Consider the following 16,614-nt stretch of genomic DNA (forward strand, 5'->3'; position numbering starts at 1 on the left):
ATACATTTTGTATTCTGTCATCTAGAACAGAGTCGAGAGATCAGTACTAAAAACGTCTAGAATAAACAGTTTTTAATTATTTAACTCCAGTACTCCCAAAACCGCCTTCACCTCTTGATGTCTCAGAAAGTTCTTCTACAACCTGCCATTCTGCACGTTCATGTTTGGCTATTACCATTTGAGCAACCCGTTCTCCATTTTCGATGGTAAAATTTTCGTTAGAAAGGTTTACTAAAATCACCCCTACTTCTCCTCTATAATCAGCATCGATAGTTCCTGGTGCATTAAGTACAGTAATTCCTTTTTTGGCTGCTAATCCGCTACGAGGTCGAACCTGCGCTTCATAACCTACTGGTAGCTCGATAAACAATCCTGTTTTTACAATCGTTCTCTCCAAAGGTTGTAACGTAATAGATTCTGTTATATTGGCTCTCAAATCCATCCCTGCAGAAGCGATAGTTTCATAATGAGGCAAATCATGTGATGATCGGTTAATAATTTTTATTTGCATAAGTACTTTACACTTTCAACCAGAAGTTGTTTATTTTTTTAGAATTTGTTTTAACTCTCTCTTTTCTGAGGCGTACAAAATTACTAAAAACACGAGTAACAATGGAATAGAAATCATATAATTACTATCAAAAATGTAAAACGAAAGAATCGAAAAACTGATAGAAAGCGTAAGATACATTCCTATCTTTTTTAAATTATAGGGGATTGGATAATATTTTCTTCCAAAATACCATGATAATAACATCATAGAGCCATAAGCAACTAATGTCGCTATTGCTGATCCAAGATAACTATACCTTGGTATTAAAATAAAATTTAAAAGCAATGTAAGTCCTGCTCCTACAACAGAAATATAGGCGCCAAATTTAGTTCGATCCGTAATTTTATACCATACCGAAAGATTATGATAAATACCAAGGCATAAATTAGCTAATACTATTATAGGAACAATTTTTACAGCTTCCCAATATGCCTGGTCTCTAATAATGAACACTTTTAAGATGTGAACAAAAATAACCACTCCTAATAAGATAAGGGCTCCAAAGGCCACAAAGTATTTTGTAATTCTCGCATACGTTTCTGGAGCATTTTTATTTTCAGAATAGTTAAAGAAAAAAGGTTCTATTCCCAGTCTAAAGGCTGTTGAAAATAACGTCATAAATAATGCCAGTTTATAACAGGCCGAATACACTCCAACAACATGTTCTGCAGTATCTTCTGGTAACAAATAGTCAAGTATAATTCTATCAAATGTTTCATTGATTGAAAATGCAACTCCAGCTATTAAAATTGGAAGTGAATACTTCATCATCCTTTTCCATAATACTTTATCAAAACGGTATTTAAGATTGATATAAAAAGGAACCAATAACAAAAGTGTTAATCCACTTGCCACCAAATTTGAAATGAAAATATAATTAATCTCATAATTATCAATGACAATACTTTTTAAGCTTGAAAAATCATCAGATAGTTTTTTTAGATATATCAATAGAAAAATATTCAATCCAAGATTAATAAATACATTTAAAATCTTTATAAATGAATATTTCATCGGTCTTTCATTTGCTCTTAGCCAAGCAAAAGGAATAATCACTAAAGCATCTAACAAGAGTATCCAGATAACTAAGACAATATAATCTTCTTTTATCCCGGTTAACATCGCAATTTGGTCCTTAAATAACAGCGCTAATGCAAAAAAGCCAAAAGAAGATATTAAGAGAGATATTGTCGAAGTACTAACAACTTTTTGTTTATCTGATTCTTTATTAAAAAAACGAAAAAAAGCAGTCTCCATGCCATAGGCTAGTATCACATTGAATAAAACGAAGTATGAAAATATGATAGAAACTTTTCCATATTCATTTGTCGGCAATACATCGGTATATAATGGAACTAATAAAAATGACAACATACGAGGAAGCACTGTCGCTACTCCATAGATAAAAGTCTGCTTAAAAAGTTTTTGAAATATGCTCAATTGGTGAATCTAATTGTAGTCGTAAAAGTACAATTTTTTATCGCCTAATTTACATAGGAAAGTTCTTTAAAACTATTTGTTTGAGGTTCTCTATTTTGAACAGTTTTTCTTCTCTGTTTTGGATGTATTGAAGCATACATTCATTTGCTTTAAGCTCGAAAGGGATTTTCCTTTCTATTTCTGGTAATTGGTTTTTAAACTCTTCTTTAGAATCACCGCTCATAATCAGGTCTTGCATTTTAGCCGGATACACGTAATTCCCTTCATATATATTTGGATTTGAATTCGTCTTCTTCAATTCAATTTTTTTACCTCTAAAAAAAGCATAAGTAAGCTCAACTTCATTGTTTTTTTCAATTTCAAAACTTACGAACAAGGTGGTGGGGCCATCAGCCATTCCCGAAGGAATTTCTTGAAAATAAGAGTCTTTGATTTGTAGAGAAGCTTTCATGTCTATTTTTTGACTACTTGCACATTGTGTAAAAGTAACTACTACCAAAAGCATCAATACCTTAATGCATAATGTTTCAAAGTTTTTCATAGTATTCTTTATTTATCTTATTTAAAGACAAATCTAATGCCAAAATTATTTTAACATTTGATAAAGATAGAAAAACGGCAGTATAATACCCAAAGTAAAGCCTAAGGATAAAGTCTTCAAATTTTTCAGGTATCAAAGTATATTGGATATTTATATTGCACTTTCTTGGTAAAATGAGGTATTGCACCAAGCCTTTTTCTGTGATATAACCTTATATCCCAAAAATATCCCATTGAATCCTTGTAAATATTTAATAGTAAAAACTCTCCTATCTTCTGATAAACTAATAATTTCGATTCCAAAATCTATTAAGTTTTCTTCTTTAATAAATTCGGTATTTAAATTTATTTCTTCCGTAGAAAACCCCCAAGTGATTTCGCTACTAGCCACATTATCTTCGCTCCCATTATAGATCCTAATTTCATCTATATTTTGTACAGAACTCTTATCCAAATCCAATGAACAATACACTGTACCAGATATGCCTGCATCTCCTAAAATGATTGATCCACGTAAAGGTCTGCCATCATCATTAGAACAAGAAAGAAGAAAAACCATACAACATTGAAAGATGATCAATAAAACTACCTTATTTTTTAATCGAGATGTTGTCTTTGGCTGAGGGTTAATTATTGTTGATTTATTATGTTTTTTCATGCTAACCATTTTGATTACGTATTAAGTCTTTTCATTTAAATAGTCTTAAATACATACAAATGGTTGCGTAAAAGGAAATCATAAAATACAGTCACAGGTATAATAATAAAGCCCACCAAAAAAGGGTGGGCTTTATTATTATACTAAAAACTTAATATAGTATTAGTTATTCAATGCTTCTGCACCACCAACAATCTCAAGGATTTCATTGGTAATAGAAGCTTGTCTTGCTTTGTTATATGACAATTTAAGTGCATCTCTAAGCTCTGTAGCATTATCAGTCGCTTTATGCATTGCAGTCATACGCGCACCATGCTCTGATGCAAACGAATCACGTAACGCTTTATACAATTGTGTTTTAAGCGACTTAGGTATCAATTGTTCTACAATCTCTTCCTTAGAAGGCTCAAAAATATAATCCAAATTTGCAGTTTCCTGACCAGCTACAGGCACAATAGGTAAAAACTGTTCTGTAGTAACATCTTGAGAAGCAGCATTTCTAAATTTATTGTATACAATTACGATTCTATCATAAGAACCATTAGTAAAATGTTCCATTAATTCTTCAGCAATTGCTGCAACATTAGTAAAAGTAAGATCATCATATACCTCACTTTTATTTGCAATTACAGTATGCGTTTTAGAAACTACATCATTAACTTTTTTACCAATCGTCACAAAATCTACTTGCTTACCAGCATATTCATTCTCATAAAGCTCTCTTACACCTTTAACGATATTAGAGTTAAATGCTCCCGCTAAACCACGATTAGAAGCAATTGCCACAATGAGCACTTTATTTACTTCACGTTGTTCTGCATATGTACTAGCGTTATCTCCTTCTAAAGAAGCGCTTAAACTCTGCAACAACTCAGTAAGTTTATCAGAATAAGGACGCATTGCAGTAATCGCCATCTGTGCTTTATTCAACTTTGCAGCAGATACCATTTTCATGGCACTGGTAATTTGCATCGTTGATGATACAGAGGTGATTCTACTACGTAATTCTTTTAAATTCGCCATTTTTTATACTTATGAATTCAGAATTCTTTATTCAGCGTTTAATTATGCTTTGTATTTTGCTGAAATCTCTTTACAAGCAGAAAGTAATACATCTGTTACTTCGTCTGTCAATTTTCCAGCCTTTAAAGTGTCTAAGGTGTCTCTATGTTTTGCATTAAGATACTCAATAAAATCACTTTCGAATTCTTTTATTTTATTTACAGGTACGTCCCTTAACAAGTTTTTAGAACCTGCATAGATGATCGCAATTTGATCTTCTACGGTATATGGATCATTTTGAGCTTGCTTAAGAATCTCTACGTTACGCTTCCCTTTTTCAATTACATTTAAGGTAGCAGCATCAAGGTCAGATCCAAACTTAGCAAATGCTTCTAGTTCACGGAACTGTGCTTGATCCAGTTTTAATGTACCTGCAACTTTTTTCATTGATTTAATCTGAGCAGATCCCCCCACACGAGATACAGAGATACCTACATTAATTGCAGGACGAACCCCAGAGTTAAATAAATCTGATGTTAAGAAAATCTGGCCATCTGTAATAGAAATTACATTGGTTGGGATATATGCTGATACATCACCTGCCTGAGTTTCAATAATTGGTAATGCCGTTAAAGATCCGCCTCCTTTTACTTTGTCTTTTAAAGAATCAGGAAGGTCATTCATATCTTTAGCAATACTATCATCTGCAATTACTTTTGCAGAACGCTCTAATAATCTTGAGTGAAGATAAAATACATCTCCAGGATATGCCTCACGACCTGGTGGACGACGTAATAACAAAGATACCTCACGGTATGCTACGGCCTGCTTAGATAAATCATCATAGATAATCAAAGCTGGACGTCCTGTATCACGGAAATACTCTCCGATTGCAGCACCTGCAAATGGAGCATATACTTGCATAGGAGCAGGATCAGAAGCATTTGCAGCAACGATAGTTGTATATGCCAATGCACCTTTATCCTCTAGTACTTTAGCAATAAGCGCTACTGTAGACGCTTTCTGTCCAATAGCAACATATATACAATATACTGGCTCACCAGCATCATAAAATTCTTTTTGATTTAGGATAGTATCAATACAAACTGTTGTCTTACCAGTTTGACGGTCACCAATCACCAACTCACGTTGTCCTCTTCCGATCGGCACCATAGCATCAATAGACTTGATCCCTGTTTGAAGTGGTTCGTTTACAGGTTGACGAAAAACTACACCAGGAGCTTTACGCTCTAATGGCATTTCGAAAGTTTCACCTTCGATAGCACCTTTACCATCAATAGGATTACCTAATGTGTCTACTACACGACCTACGATTCCTTCTCCAACATTGATAGATGCAATACGCTGAGTACGTTTTACAGTTACCCCTTCTTTAACTTCTGTTGAAGAACCTAAAAGTACTACCCCAACATTATCTTCCTCAAGGTTAAGTACAATACCTTCTAGTCCTGATTCGAATTCTACTAATTCCCCATATTGAGCATTAGACAATCCGTATACACGAGCGATACCATCACCTACTTGTAATACTGTTCCTACCTCTTCTAATGAAGCTGATGCTTCAAATCCAGATAATTGTTGTTTTAATATTGCTGATACTTCAGCAGGATTCACTTCTGCCATTTTATAATAGTTTAGGAGAACGAGTACAAACTCTCATTCTCTTATTATTAAATTTATATTTTAAAACGTATGTATTAATTGCTTAATTCTCTTCTTAAATTCGTAAGCTTATTTGCTATACTAGCATTATATTGTAAATCACCAACTCTTAGAATAAATCCACCAATAATAGCTTCGTCGATTATATTTTCTATTGTCGCCTCGTTACCTGTCAATTCTTTTACTTTGCTTAAAACTTTAGCCTTTAATCCTTTATCCAAAGGAACAGCCGTAGTCACTTTTGCTACCTGAGTATTATTTAATTGGTCAAACAAAACGATATATTGCTTTGCTACATCCCCTAATAAATCAACTCTTTTGTTTTGAACTAAAGTATCAAAAAGTTTTTGTGTAATATCCCCAGCGCCTTTAAATATCTCACGTAGTGAAGCTAGTTTTACTTCACTTTTGATCAAAGGACTACTCAATACCATTCTGAGCTCGGCGCTATCGCTAACAGTAGCGATAATACTTTGCATATCTTTCTGAACATCTTCAGTGGCTTTTTTATCTTGAGCTAAACTCAAAACTGCCTTCGCATAACGTATTGCTGCTCTACTCATGTATGATTAGTTTAAAGTAACATCTCCTAACATAGACTCAACCAATTCCAATTGTTTGTCCTTGTCAGCTAATTCTTTTCTCACAACTTTTTCTGCAATCTCTACAGAAAGTCCAGCTACCTGACTCTTAAGATCAGCAATCGCTGCTTTCTTTTCACTTTCTATAGTTGCTTGTGCTTGTGCTACGATTTTATCTGCTTCAGCTTGTGCTTCTGATTTTGCATCGGTGATCATATTTTCTTTAAGCTGTCTTGCTTCTTTAAGCATACCATCACGTTCTGCTCTTGCTTCATTTAAAATACGTTCGTTATCTGCTTGAAGGTTTTGCATTTCTTTTCTAGCTTCTTCTGCAGATTCCAGTGCATTTTTAATACCTTCTTCACGATTATTTACAGCTTCTAATATAGGTTTCCAAGCAAATTTTCTCAATAATAAAAGTAAACCTACAAAAAGTAATATCTGCCAGAAAAACAGACCGAATGAAAAATCATTTATTAACTTCTCCATAATTAATTATGTTATCTTTTTATCGTCTAATTTTTTAAAAATTTAAAATGAACAACTGCAACCAACCGTTACAGTTGTATCATCTGTACTAAATGAATTATGCAGCAAATAATGCAGCAAATCCAATTCCTTCAATAAGAGCGGCAGCAATAAGCATCGCAGTTTGAATCTTACCAGAAGCTTCTGGCTGACGTGCGATAGCTTCCATCGCAGATCCACCAATTTTACCGATACCTAAACCAGCACCAATTACTATTAAACCTGCTCCAACAATGTTTGGGATAGTCATAATTATATAATTAAAAATTAAACGTTCAAAACTAGTGATGTGCCTCTTCAGTTGCCATACCAAAGTATAGCGCAGACAACATCGTAAATATATATGCTTGTAATGCAGCTACCAATAATTCTAATATTGATAATGCAAACGACAATCCAAATGATAATGGGCTACCAATCCAACTTTTAAATAAGAACATCATACCGATGATACTCATGATCACTACGTGACCCGCAGTCATATTCGCATACAAACGAATCATTAACGAAAACGGCTTGATAAAAACTCCCAACAATTCTATTGGTGCTAAAACTACTTTCATAAAAGTAGGTACTCCCGGCATCCAAAAAATGTGACCCCAGTAATTTTTATTAGCAGTAAGGTTAGTAATTAAAAATGTGATTAGTGCCAAAGCAAATGTTACAGCAATATTTCCAGTGACATTGACTGCCAATGGCGTCATTCCTAAAAGGTTTAATAACCAGATAAAGAAAAACACTGTAAGCAAAAAGCTCATGTATCTTTTATAATTTTTCTCTCCTATATTTGGAATAGCGATCTCATCTCTAACAAAAAGCACAAGAGGTTCTAAAAAACGCCCAACTCCTGTAGGAATACCATTATTTTTCTTGTACGATTTAGCCAGACGGCTAAACATAAAAAACATAAGTAAACCAATCAACAGAATACTCACAACGTTTTTTGTAATTGAGAAATCTAATGGTTTTGTATTCGTTGCATGGTGATCCTCATCATAATTGATTGTACCAGATGCATCTGTTTTATAAATCTTTGAATGGTATAACTTATAATAATTGCCATCAACCTCGGCAATAGTTTCTCCATGATGAAATTTGGAAGAAGAGAAAAGCTTTAAACCATTATCCCATAAAATAACAGGTAATGGAAACCCATAATGCTTGTTTGCTTCTTTATCAGAAAATAATGTGAAATCGTGTGAGTCTTGAAGGTGATGATCTATAAATTCTTTGATTTCTGTTTTTAAATCTCCTTCTCCTTCGTTCCCCTCTTTTTTAGACTCTTTTGCGAATAGATTTGAGGTGGCAAAGGCCAAAGTAAAAATCAATAAAATTTTAACTACAGTACGGTTTTGCATTACACGTAAAATTTCGGTTCCTAAATTTCGGTGCAAATGTACATAATTAAGTTAGATTCTTAAACTATTTTTAGTAAATAAGTTCGAGATTATTACAAAAGAAATAAAACATTGAAAATCAATTATTTAATCGTATTCAAAATCTTGGAAACACAATACACCTCGAGAGCTAAACAGATTGCATAGGCAATAAAGAAATCCAGAAACACATTTTTATTGATATCCAAGTTGTTTAGATTACTTATCAGCAAAAAAACTCCAATCTTTACTAAACTTCCTGCCATAAAAATAAAACCTAGCTGGTCTTTAAACTTTTTACTGAGCACTATAATTGAAGATGTAAAAATCAATGTAAATATACCATTGAAGACATAGGAAAAGTTAATGATATCAGTATTCCTTTCTAGCGAAAAATAATTGACGATGCTGGTATGAGTAAAATAACCACCGATGATGATTATAACAAAAAGAAACAAAAAACGAACGAAGTTTTTCTTCATATACTTAATAAAATCTTTTGCTAATATAAACTGTATTGAACGAATGAAAAGTACAATAAGAAAAAATTAACGATCAGATTTATTAATTCTATTGAGTTGTTTAATTACCAGGTATATTGAAGCAGTTACTCCAAAAAGGACAAGACCCATCGTGAACCATTGTTTTTCTAGTTCATAATAGGCGTCCAATTTTTTACCTCCGTAAGCACATAGAAATATAGTACCCCCCATCTGAAAAGCTATTCCAGAAAGAGCAGCATATTTTCTAAGCTGACTTCCCTTGTCCTTGGGTTGCTGATTGTGCTTGTGGTTGTCCTGTTTTTTGCTCACTTTTTCCTAAAGATTTAACAGCTCCTTTCATAGAACAAGATGCATTAAAGTTTGCTCCTGGCTCAACGGCCAACTTACCTACAGTAACTTCTCCTTCAATATGTGCCGTTGGCTTTAATGATAAAGTATTTGAAACATTAAGAGTTCCTGCAAACTTTCCTTCAAAATCTGCATCAGAACATTCTAGTGTTCCTTTAATAAAACCAGAAGAACCTACTACTACTTTACCTGTAGTTTTGAATGTTCCTTCGATAGTACCTTCGATTCTAAAACCTCCTTCAGAAATAATATCGCCAATGATTTTAGTTCCTTCAGAAATTTTATTTTGATTGCGAGAAAAATCTGTGCTGTTGCCGTAGTCTCTTCCTTTTTTATTGTCTGAAAACATAATATACAGGGGGATTAAATAATTATTATTCGGTTTCTTCTTGTTCTGTTTCTATTGGTTTATATTCTTCCAGATTTTTATGAATCTGAAGAATTCGATAATTAGGAGATGCTATAATAAAAAATGGAGCATCTACTTTTTTATAATATTTCTTTTTTCTATTCCATTTGGTTAGATCAGCTCCTCGAGTATCTTCGGTTTTACCCAAAGAAAGGAGTTCTGCAAGACCTTCTGCTGCTAACTTATCACCTCTTGTATGTACAACTACAAATTGTTGATCTTTATTATATACATCAAACGAAACTTTCATTTTTTCGTACCTTAGCTCTTTAAGGATATTTTCTAAATGTTCCTTTAAACCTTGCGCCTGGTTATCCCCAAATGTTGAAAAAGGATAAATCAATTTATGATTTTTTTCTTCTTCCAAACCAGTTAAAAATTCACTATTCTGTACCTGAGGTATAGTAATTTGATAAATTAACTGTGCCTTTTTACCTTCTGGACTTTGTGGATAGTTTAGAGACACATAATTAAGCGCTTCTTTATATGCTTCAAACCCTCTGTAGCGACCTACAGCCTGAGCTTTTAATAACTCAAATTTAGGTAAGAATTCGTCATCTCCTCCAAATTTTGTAATTAACACATCACTCTCTTTAATAACCTCTGCATATTTCTGCTTTTGAAAATCATGGTACAATCTATTATACATAGATTTTGGGCTATTTTTATCATCTTCTAAAGTAGCATCTGGATTTTGAAGAATTTTAGCATACCTTGATTCGCTATGATTATTAATAATATCCTGTTTATAAGTATTTGACTTTGTAATATTTCCTTGTAATAAATAAATTTTATACAGGTTATATTTTGAAGGTATAATTAAGCGCTCTTCGGGATTACTTTGTAGCAAATTTTCTAACTTATCTGTAGACAAATCATACTCCTGAAATTTCTCTTTATATATTATACCTAATTGATAGTACGCAAAGTTTCTCTCTGTTTTAAGACTATCAATTACCACTGGATCGGTTGGTAATTGTGCTATATAGGTTTGAGGATCAAAAGCAGGATCTGTGTCAATAGAGTACTCTTCTTTAACCTCTTGCTCTACAGCAGAAACTGCACTTGGATTAGAAATACTTGAAACTCTCCAGTTATCTAGTAATTCTCTATTTCCATATGTTCTTTTAAAAGCTGTCTTCCCAAAAGCTACTGTGGTTTGATTATAAAAATAAAACGGACCTTCTTTACCCTTAGCACCCTGGGCTTTATTTCCTATTCCTGTGCCTGTACCAGGTTGATTAAATCTTTGCTCTACAGGTAATCCTTCTTTTATTTTTGCTATTTCTTCTGCTTTTGCTGCCAGAACAGCTTTTAGTTTTATCCTTTCTGTATACTCTGAATAATATGCTAATCTTTCTTCTGGGGACATCGCTGCGATAGTAATAATACTATCATTTGTTTTGGCTATTCCTTCATACAAAATAACATCATCCAGATTATCACGCTTTTTCTTTAAAACTCTATATCTTTTAGAATCTACCACCATTCGTTGAAGTGTACTATCATAATATGCCCCTGAGGCAGCATATTCTTTATTGTCAAAACTAATATCTCCTAAAGTGTAATAGTTTATAGATTCTAGATATTTGTCATCAGAATTTGTACGTAGTGATTTATTATAATACGCTACTGCCAAATCAATAGAATCTAATGTTTTAAAGTATACTGCCTTTTGATTATAAATTTTATCTAGAAAAGGTCTGTTTTCTCGATTCTCTTCGAGGTCTGTTAGCAATTCAAGAAACTCTTCCCTATTACCTGTTTCGTAATTAAAATTTCTAGCTTTAGCCATATATGCATTCAGCATATATTTTCTAGGCGCTTTTCGATTGAGTTCTATTACCTGATCAAAAGCATAGTTTGCACTATCTTTAAACCCAAGTTCATTTAGCAATTGTCCTTTGATATAAAGGTATCTCCCTTTTTCTTCGTTTTTCTTGGTATGAACTGCTGCTTTGGAAATATAGCTAACCGCAGAATCCTTTTGTTTAAGGTTAACATATGCCTGAGCTATCATAGCAATAGCATCTGCATAATCCTGAGGTTTCATATATTCTTGCGTTATCATTCTGTCGAGATCTTCGATAGCTTTATCATTATTATCGAGACGAAGATTTGCTTTGGCTCTCCAGACTTTAGCATGGTTAATTGTATTACTTGCAGGGTATTTATACAAGATGTAGTTAAATGCCTCTAATGCGGGCACAAAACGCTGCTCAAAATAGCGTGCTTTACCTAACAACAAAAATGCTTCATCAATCTTCGGATTACGTTCCTTTCCATCAATAAGCATACTGTGCTTTTGGATTGCTTTAACCGCTTTTTCTTCTGCTTTATCAAAGTTTTGATTAAGTACTTCATTAGGTAAACGAACATCTTCGCTCACAATCATTCTTTCTATAGGAAGGAGTTCCCAAAAATTATCTTTATAAGATTGTACAATGTCTTCTTTACCTGTATCAAAAGCCAAACGACCATTATACAAGGTATTATTTTTTGTAGTAACATCATGCCATGTACGATTCACAAACTTGTCCTTTTTACGAGAACAGGCAAATCCTACTATAACCAAAAGTAACACAAGGGTGATTTGTGATATTTTTTTTCCCAAACCAGATAATTTATAAGTGTGATAACTAAAAAAAAATCTTTTTAGTGTGTTTAAAGTGCACAAAAATATAATGTGCGTCGTAAAAATACATTTCTTTCGTTAAAAAACAGGTTGTTAACATATTTTTCTCCAAGGAGAAATGATTTTTATTGTATTTTCTTAGGTTATTAACAATCAACAGTAACTCATTGTATATCTCAAATAGCCATACCAAAAAAATAAATTTCACCGAAAACAGGGTAGTCCATATTCTTTTTCTTTATGATTTTTATCCCTTTTTGTAAAACTATTAATTTTTTAATTCAGTTTTTTAATTCAACCGCATCATGGACAGTATTTCTTTGACAAAAAATGATATTCAGCATATAAAAAGACTGCTTGATGCTAATAGAAAAATTGAGGCTATTAAATATATAAATGAAAATTATAAACTAGGTCTTAAAGAATCAAAAAAAATAGCAGATCTTGTAGAAAAAAAAGGTGATTTCCAATACAATTCAACTTCTTCTCAAACCCTTTTTATTGATCGTGAAAAAACAAAATCTAATAGAACAAATTCTATTGTTTTTCTTATAATATCTGGTATAGGATACGCGCTATTATTATTGGGATTATATCAGTTAACAGATAAATTACTTTTTATATCAGAAGCTAAGAAAGTTGATGGGATCATAATAGCTTATGATTCTCACCAAAGCCGTTCTGATAATAAAGTGACTACTATGTATACTCCAATTTTTGAATTCGAAGTACATGGAAAAAAATATAAACGAAAGACAGATACATCTTCATCTGCTCGCGAATATGTGGTAGGAGAAGAGATATCATTATATGTCAGTAATGATTTCCCAAAAAACAAAAAAGTATGTCTCGATGAATTCTGGGAAAAATTTGGACTCGCTACTGTAATTCTAATTTTTGCAAGTGCTTTTATCGGCATTGGATATATTTCCAAAAATGCTTTGGGGAAAAACTTTCCTTAATTAACGGTTTCGCACTGCATATAATTTAGTCTTAGAAGAAAATTAACGTATTACTTATTAAAATGCTCTTCTAGTTCTTTGAGTGTTTCTTCTGATCTGGCAATATCTTTTACTACTTCTCCTTTATCCAAAACAACGATTCGATCACAGACCTCGGTTACATGCATAAGATCATGACTAGACACTAAAACTGTGATTTCTGGATCTGCCGATAATTCTTTAATAATTTTTTTTAATCGTATCTGAGTCGTTGGATCCAAATTAGCAAAAGGCTCATCGAGAACAATCACTTCTGGATTTCCGATTAAGGCTGCAACTATACCTGCCTTTTTTTGGTTTCCTTTAGAGAGGTCTCTAAGATACTTTTTTTGGCCTAAAATTTCGCCGTGAAAGAAATCTTCGAACTGAGAAAGCAGTGCATCCACATCTGCTTTGTTTTGTCCTCGCAATTCTCCAATAAAATAAAAGTATTCTTCTGCTGTTAAATATCCGATTAAAAATGTTTCATCAATAAATGCAGAAGTGATGGATTTCCATTCTTCATTCTCGTTAACTTTGATCCCTTTATTTTCAATGTACCCAGAAGTAGGCTGAATTAGATCTAATAAGGCACTAAATAATGTTGTTTTACCCGCTCCATTATTACCAACCAGGCCAAAACTACCTCCCTTGTGTATCTCTAGGTGATCAATATTAAGTACTGTATTTCCTGTATATCTTTTGGTAAGATTATGTATTGTTATCATCCTTTACTTACTTTTTTTGTTTGTATGCCCAGATCGTTTTATACTTTTCTGTTCTATATATTTTTTCAATTTTACTAAAAACCGCATTTTTAAAGGCAAACCCTGCTACCCCAGCAACAGCAACCACAGCATACCCAGCATATGGACTATATGCATAATGGCCAATAGCATATAATATCATTGGTAGTGCCATTTTTGGAAGTGATAACAATAGTGTTTTGGCATTAAAAGCTTGTTTATCACCAAATGCCTTTTTATTACTTGTTAAATCAATTGGTGTTTTTACATACGCTCCTGCCCATAGGACTACATGAGAGTTTACACCAATATTATAAATAGCACCTACAATAATTGCCAAATACACATCCCATCCATAGTATAAATATCCAGATGCTAAAACAGTAGAGATCAAAGTTGCAATGACCATCAACCACCATTTTGAAGATAAATATTCTTTATACCGAATATTCTGGCTCATCATTAGGGGATAATATGAACTATCCCAACTAGGTACAAACTGCCCAAAACTTAATAGAAATCCTCCTGTAACAAAAATTGCTGCAAAAATTCTCCAAACAGGGCCTTCATAAGTTTCGACAGCCCCTGTAAAGAATAATAATCCATAAAACAGAAACAAAACACTCACCATCACGGTAGATCTTGCTCTTTTATTTCTCTTGATTAACTTGATATCATTCTTTAGAAAAGTTGCGGTTTTACCAAATCGATTTAACCATTCCAGATTCTCAGTTTCAACATTTTTTGCCTTTGTGGCAAGGCCAGCATCCAGGTATAAATCTTTTACAAAAGATCGAAAAGATATGATTACCAAGAACACTAATAGACTGATAGGAATTAGCACTAAAAAAGGAATGTTATATAATCCTTCAAAAAACGGCGCTGTATACTTTGTAATATCAAAATATCCAAAATACTGTAATCCAATGCATAATGCTAAAACGCCTCCTATAATAAATATGAGATTGTCTTTTTTATTCAGAATAATATTTAGAAAATTACTACTATAAATCAACGCTATCAGTCCTATATTCCAAAGTAGTACATTAACAATTGGATAATCCTGTTGTACTAATACCACAGAGAATGGTATAAAAAAGAAGGCATGAATAATATTAAAAAATGAGAATATGGTTTTTCCAAAAGCGAAAGAGACTATTTTTCTTTTGTTAAACGGAAGGATTAATAATGGTTTTATATTAATCACGGGCATTTTTTGTAGCGCATATCTAAATATGAGATCCATTACAATCCAATACACCATCAATTCATTTATAACCACTAAAGGATCTAGATTAAGTTTTTCCTCAATCAGGAAAAAAGCTCCTACTCCTCCAGACCCCATCATAACAATAAACCATAAAGCCCAAAACCCCATAAATAGTTTCATAAACAATCCTGAGCTCATTGAAGCTGATCGCCAGAAAGATTTCCATTGTAAAGTGATGAAGTGGGTTATCATAATTTAAGATGTATTTAATTATTTAGTAATCAAAAACATCATTTTGTTACAAAAATAGGCAGATTACTCACCTTGCATTTGTTATTTTTGCCAAAAAAAAGTGCAATGCCCGATTTTCATAAATTATCAATACAACAAATTACACGAGAAACTCCACAAGCTGTTTCTATAGGATTTGAAGTCCCTTCTGATTTAAAGAATACCTATTCATTTATTCCCGGACAATACATTACCATAAAAACAGATGTTAACGGTAAAGAAATACGTAGGGCATATTCTATTTGTAGCACACCAAAAAGCGGAGCATTAATAGTGACCGTTAAAGAAATACCAGAAGGAACGTTTTCTGTTATTGCTAATAATCAACTAAAAGCTGGTGATATATTAGAAGTACACCCGCCTGAAGGAAATTTTATACTTACAACAAACGCTGAAGCCAATAATACGTATGCGGCTTTTGCAGCTGGAAGTGGAATTACTCCAGTAATGAGTATGATTAAAACTGTACTCGAGGAAGAACCAAATAGTCGCTTTGTGTTAGTATATGGAAATAAGACTCCTGAAGAAACAATTTTTCAAACTTCATTATTAGAATTACAGTCAAATTATCCTGAACGTCTATTCATTGAATTTGTGTATAGTAGAGCTCAAGAAGAAAATGCTCATTTTGGCAGAATTGAGAAGCCTACTATAAATTATGTTCTTAAAAATAAATTTAAAGACACTGTTTTTGCTGGTTTTTATCTATGTGGTCCAGAAGAAATGATCAATACTGTAACCAGTATTTTAACTGAAAATGGTATTGAAAAGGATAAAATTCATTTCGAACTCTTTACAAGTAGCACCGAAGAAATAGAGATTGATGCTAATCTTGATGGAAAAACTAATATTACTGTAATCGTAGATGATGAGGAGTTTAACTTTGTTATGGATCAGAAAAAAACTATTCTTGATGCAGCCCTAGATGAAGATATTGATGCTCCTTATTCTTGTCAAGGTGGAGTATGTAGTTCTTGCATTTGCAAGGTTATTGAAGGCAACGCTGTAATGGAAAAGAATAGTATTCTTACTGATGGAGAAATAGCAGAAGGGCTAATTCTAGCTTGCCAGGCACATCCTACTTCTAATTTGGTAAAGATAGATTTTGACGACGTATAACCTTTCGACTTC

Annotated in this window: 18 protein-coding genes; 2 read left to right on the top strand and 16 right to left on the bottom strand. The window is 32.9% G+C overall.

Annotation, left to right across the window (positions count from 1 at the left end; translation table 11 throughout):
* Positions 1–76 precede the first annotated feature (76 nt).
* The 14 genes from dut to DK442_RS12280 all read right to left on the bottom strand — a co-directional run bounded on the left by dut (position 77) and on the right by DK442_RS12280 (position 12,235).
* Entirely contained in the window at positions 77–511 is a 435-nt protein-coding gene (dut, locus tag DK442_RS12220; RefSeq protein WP_109436163.1) for a dUTP diphosphatase, read from the bottom strand.
* Positions 512–541: 30 nt separating this feature from the next.
* Entirely contained in the window at positions 542–1,993 is a 1,452-nt protein-coding gene (locus tag DK442_RS12225; protein WP_109436164.1) for an oligosaccharide flippase family protein, read from the bottom strand.
* 49 nt (positions 1,994–2,042) lie between these two features.
* A complete protein-coding gene (locus DK442_RS12230; protein WP_109436165.1) occupies positions 2,043–2,534 on the bottom strand; it encodes a hypothetical protein in 492 nt (163 codons plus the stop codon).
* 150 nt (positions 2,535–2,684) lie between these two features.
* The gene (locus tag DK442_RS12235) at positions 2,685–3,191 is read right to left on the bottom strand and encodes a hypothetical protein (protein ID WP_160114152.1); all 507 of its coding nucleotides are present in this window, start codon (positions 3,189–3,191) and stop codon (positions 2,685–2,687) included.
* Between the two features lie 162 nt (positions 3,192–3,353).
* Positions 3,354–4,214, bottom strand: coding sequence for an ATP synthase F1 subunit gamma (gene atpG, locus DK442_RS12240; RefSeq protein WP_109436167.1), 861 nt, complete (start codon positions 4,212–4,214; stop codon positions 3,354–3,356).
* Between the two features lie 42 nt (positions 4,215–4,256).
* The gene (atpA, locus tag DK442_RS12245; RefSeq protein ID WP_109436168.1) at positions 4,257–5,837 is read right to left on the bottom strand and encodes a F0F1 ATP synthase subunit alpha; all 1,581 of its coding nucleotides are present in this window, start codon (positions 5,835–5,837) and stop codon (positions 4,257–4,259) included.
* Between the two features lie 74 nt (positions 5,838–5,911).
* Positions 5,912–6,439 carry an ATP synthase F1 subunit delta gene (atpH, locus tag DK442_RS12250; protein WP_109436169.1) on the bottom strand — a complete coding sequence of 176 codons (528 nt, stop codon included), beginning with the start codon at positions 6,437–6,439 and terminating at the stop codon, positions 5,912–5,914.
* Between the two features lie 6 nt (positions 6,440–6,445).
* Positions 6,446–6,946 carry a F0F1 ATP synthase subunit B gene (locus DK442_RS12255; protein WP_109436170.1) on the bottom strand — a complete coding sequence of 167 codons (501 nt, stop codon included), beginning with the start codon at positions 6,944–6,946 and terminating at the stop codon, positions 6,446–6,448.
* Positions 6,947–7,043: 97 nt separating this feature from the next.
* Positions 7,044–7,235 (bottom strand): ATP synthase F0 subunit C, encoded by a 192-nt coding sequence (gene atpE / locus DK442_RS12260; RefSeq protein ID WP_164974874.1) that lies wholly within the window; start codon positions 7,233–7,235, stop codon positions 7,044–7,046.
* Positions 7,236–7,266: 31 nt separating this feature from the next.
* Positions 7,267–8,343 (bottom strand): F0F1 ATP synthase subunit A, encoded by a 1,077-nt coding sequence (gene atpB, locus DK442_RS12265; protein ID WP_109436171.1) that lies wholly within the window; start codon positions 8,341–8,343, stop codon positions 7,267–7,269.
* A 122-nt stretch (positions 8,344–8,465) separates the two neighbouring features.
* Positions 8,466–8,843, bottom strand: a complete 378-nt coding sequence (locus DK442_RS28220; protein ID WP_160114153.1) for a hypothetical protein — start codon at positions 8,841–8,843, stop codon at positions 8,466–8,468.
* 66 nt (positions 8,844–8,909) lie between these two features.
* Positions 8,910–9,173, bottom strand: a complete 264-nt coding sequence (locus DK442_RS28610) for an AtpZ/AtpI family protein (protein WP_235010951.1) — start codon at positions 9,171–9,173, stop codon at positions 8,910–8,912.
* Positions 9,109–9,561 carry a polymer-forming cytoskeletal protein gene (locus DK442_RS12275; RefSeq protein ID WP_109436173.1) on the bottom strand — a complete coding sequence of 151 codons (453 nt, stop codon included), beginning with the start codon at positions 9,559–9,561 and terminating at the stop codon, positions 9,109–9,111. Before DK442_RS12275 ends, DK442_RS28610 begins: the two co-directional genes overlap by 65 nt.
* Positions 9,562–9,586: 25 nt before the next feature.
* A complete protein-coding gene (locus DK442_RS12280; RefSeq protein ID WP_109436174.1) occupies positions 9,587–12,235 on the bottom strand; it encodes a lipopolysaccharide assembly protein LapB in 2,649 nt (882 codons plus the stop codon).
* 326 nt (positions 12,236–12,561) lie between these two features.
* On the opposite strand from DK442_RS12280, the gene DK442_RS12285 reads away from it, so the two are divergent.
* Positions 12,562–13,218 (top strand): DUF3592 domain-containing protein, encoded by a 657-nt coding sequence (locus DK442_RS12285; protein ID WP_109436175.1) that lies wholly within the window; start codon positions 12,562–12,564, stop codon positions 13,216–13,218.
* A 50-nt stretch (positions 13,219–13,268) separates the two neighbouring features.
* Here DK442_RS12285 and DK442_RS12290 read toward each other — a convergent pair whose 3' ends face one another.
* Both DK442_RS12290 and DK442_RS12295 read right to left on the bottom strand, forming a co-directional pair.
* Complete coding sequence (locus tag DK442_RS12290) at positions 13,269–13,964, bottom strand: ABC transporter ATP-binding protein (protein WP_109436176.1); 696 nt, start codon at positions 13,962–13,964, stop codon at positions 13,269–13,271.
* Between the two features lie 7 nt (positions 13,965–13,971).
* Positions 13,972–15,444, bottom strand: a complete 1,473-nt coding sequence (locus DK442_RS12295) for a DUF5687 family protein (protein ID WP_109436177.1) — start codon at positions 15,442–15,444, stop codon at positions 13,972–13,974.
* 105 nt (positions 15,445–15,549) lie between these two features.
* On the opposite strand from DK442_RS12295, the gene DK442_RS12300 reads away from it, so the two are divergent.
* Positions 15,550–16,602: a ferredoxin--NADP reductase gene (locus DK442_RS12300; RefSeq protein ID WP_109436178.1), complete on the top strand. Its 1,053-nt coding sequence runs from the start codon at positions 15,550–15,552 to the stop codon at positions 16,600–16,602.
* The last annotated feature ends 12 nt before the right edge of the window (positions 16,603–16,614 follow it).

Source organism: Aquimarina sp. AU119 (assembly GCF_900312735.1).
Lineage (GTDB): Bacteria > Bacteroidota > Bacteroidia > Flavobacteriales > Flavobacteriaceae > Aquimarina > Aquimarina algiphila.

Coding starts and splice junctions, on each gene's coding strand:
- atpA (WP_109436168.1), bottom strand. CDS start 5,837: ATGGCAGAAGTGAATCCTGCTGAAGTATCAGCAATATTAAAACAACAA.
- DK442_RS12295 (WP_109436177.1), bottom strand. CDS start 15,444: ATGATAACCCACTTCATCACTTTACAATGGAAATCTTTCTGGCGATCA.
- DK442_RS12285 (WP_109436175.1), top strand. CDS start 12,562: ATGGACAGTATTTCTTTGACAAAAAATGATATTCAGCATATAAAAAGA.
- DK442_RS12235 (WP_160114152.1), bottom strand. CDS start 3,191: ATGAAAAAACATAATAAATCAACAATAATTAACCCTCAGCCAAAGACA.
- atpH (WP_109436169.1), bottom strand. CDS start 6,439: ATGAGTAGAGCAGCAATACGTTATGCGAAGGCAGTTTTGAGTTTAGCT.
- DK442_RS12255 (WP_109436170.1), bottom strand. CDS start 6,946: ATGGAGAAGTTAATAAATGATTTTTCATTCGGTCTGTTTTTCTGGCAG.
- DK442_RS12230 (WP_109436165.1), bottom strand. CDS start 2,534: ATGAAAAACTTTGAAACATTATGCATTAAGGTATTGATGCTTTTGGTA.
- atpE (WP_164974874.1), bottom strand. CDS start 7,235: ATGACTATCCCAAACATTGTTGGAGCAGGTTTAATAGTAATTGGTGCT.
- DK442_RS12275 (WP_109436173.1), bottom strand. CDS start 9,561: ATGTTTTCAGACAATAAAAAAGGAAGAGACTACGGCAACAGCACAGAT.
- atpG (WP_109436167.1), bottom strand. CDS start 4,214: ATGGCGAATTTAAAAGAATTACGTAGTAGAATCACCTCTGTATCATCA.
- DK442_RS28220 (WP_160114153.1), bottom strand. CDS start 8,843: ATGAAGAAAAACTTCGTTCGTTTTTTGTTTCTTTTTGTTATAATCATC.
- atpB (WP_109436171.1), bottom strand. CDS start 8,343: ATGCAAAACCGTACTGTAGTTAAAATTTTATTGATTTTTACTTTGGCC.
- DK442_RS12290 (WP_109436176.1), bottom strand. CDS start 13,964: ATGATAACAATACATAATCTTACCAAAAGATATACAGGAAATACAGTA.
- DK442_RS12300 (WP_109436178.1), top strand. CDS start 15,550: ATGCCCGATTTTCATAAATTATCAATACAACAAATTACACGAGAAACT.
- dut (WP_109436163.1), bottom strand. CDS start 511: ATGCAAATAAAAATTATTAACCGATCATCACATGATTTGCCTCATTAT.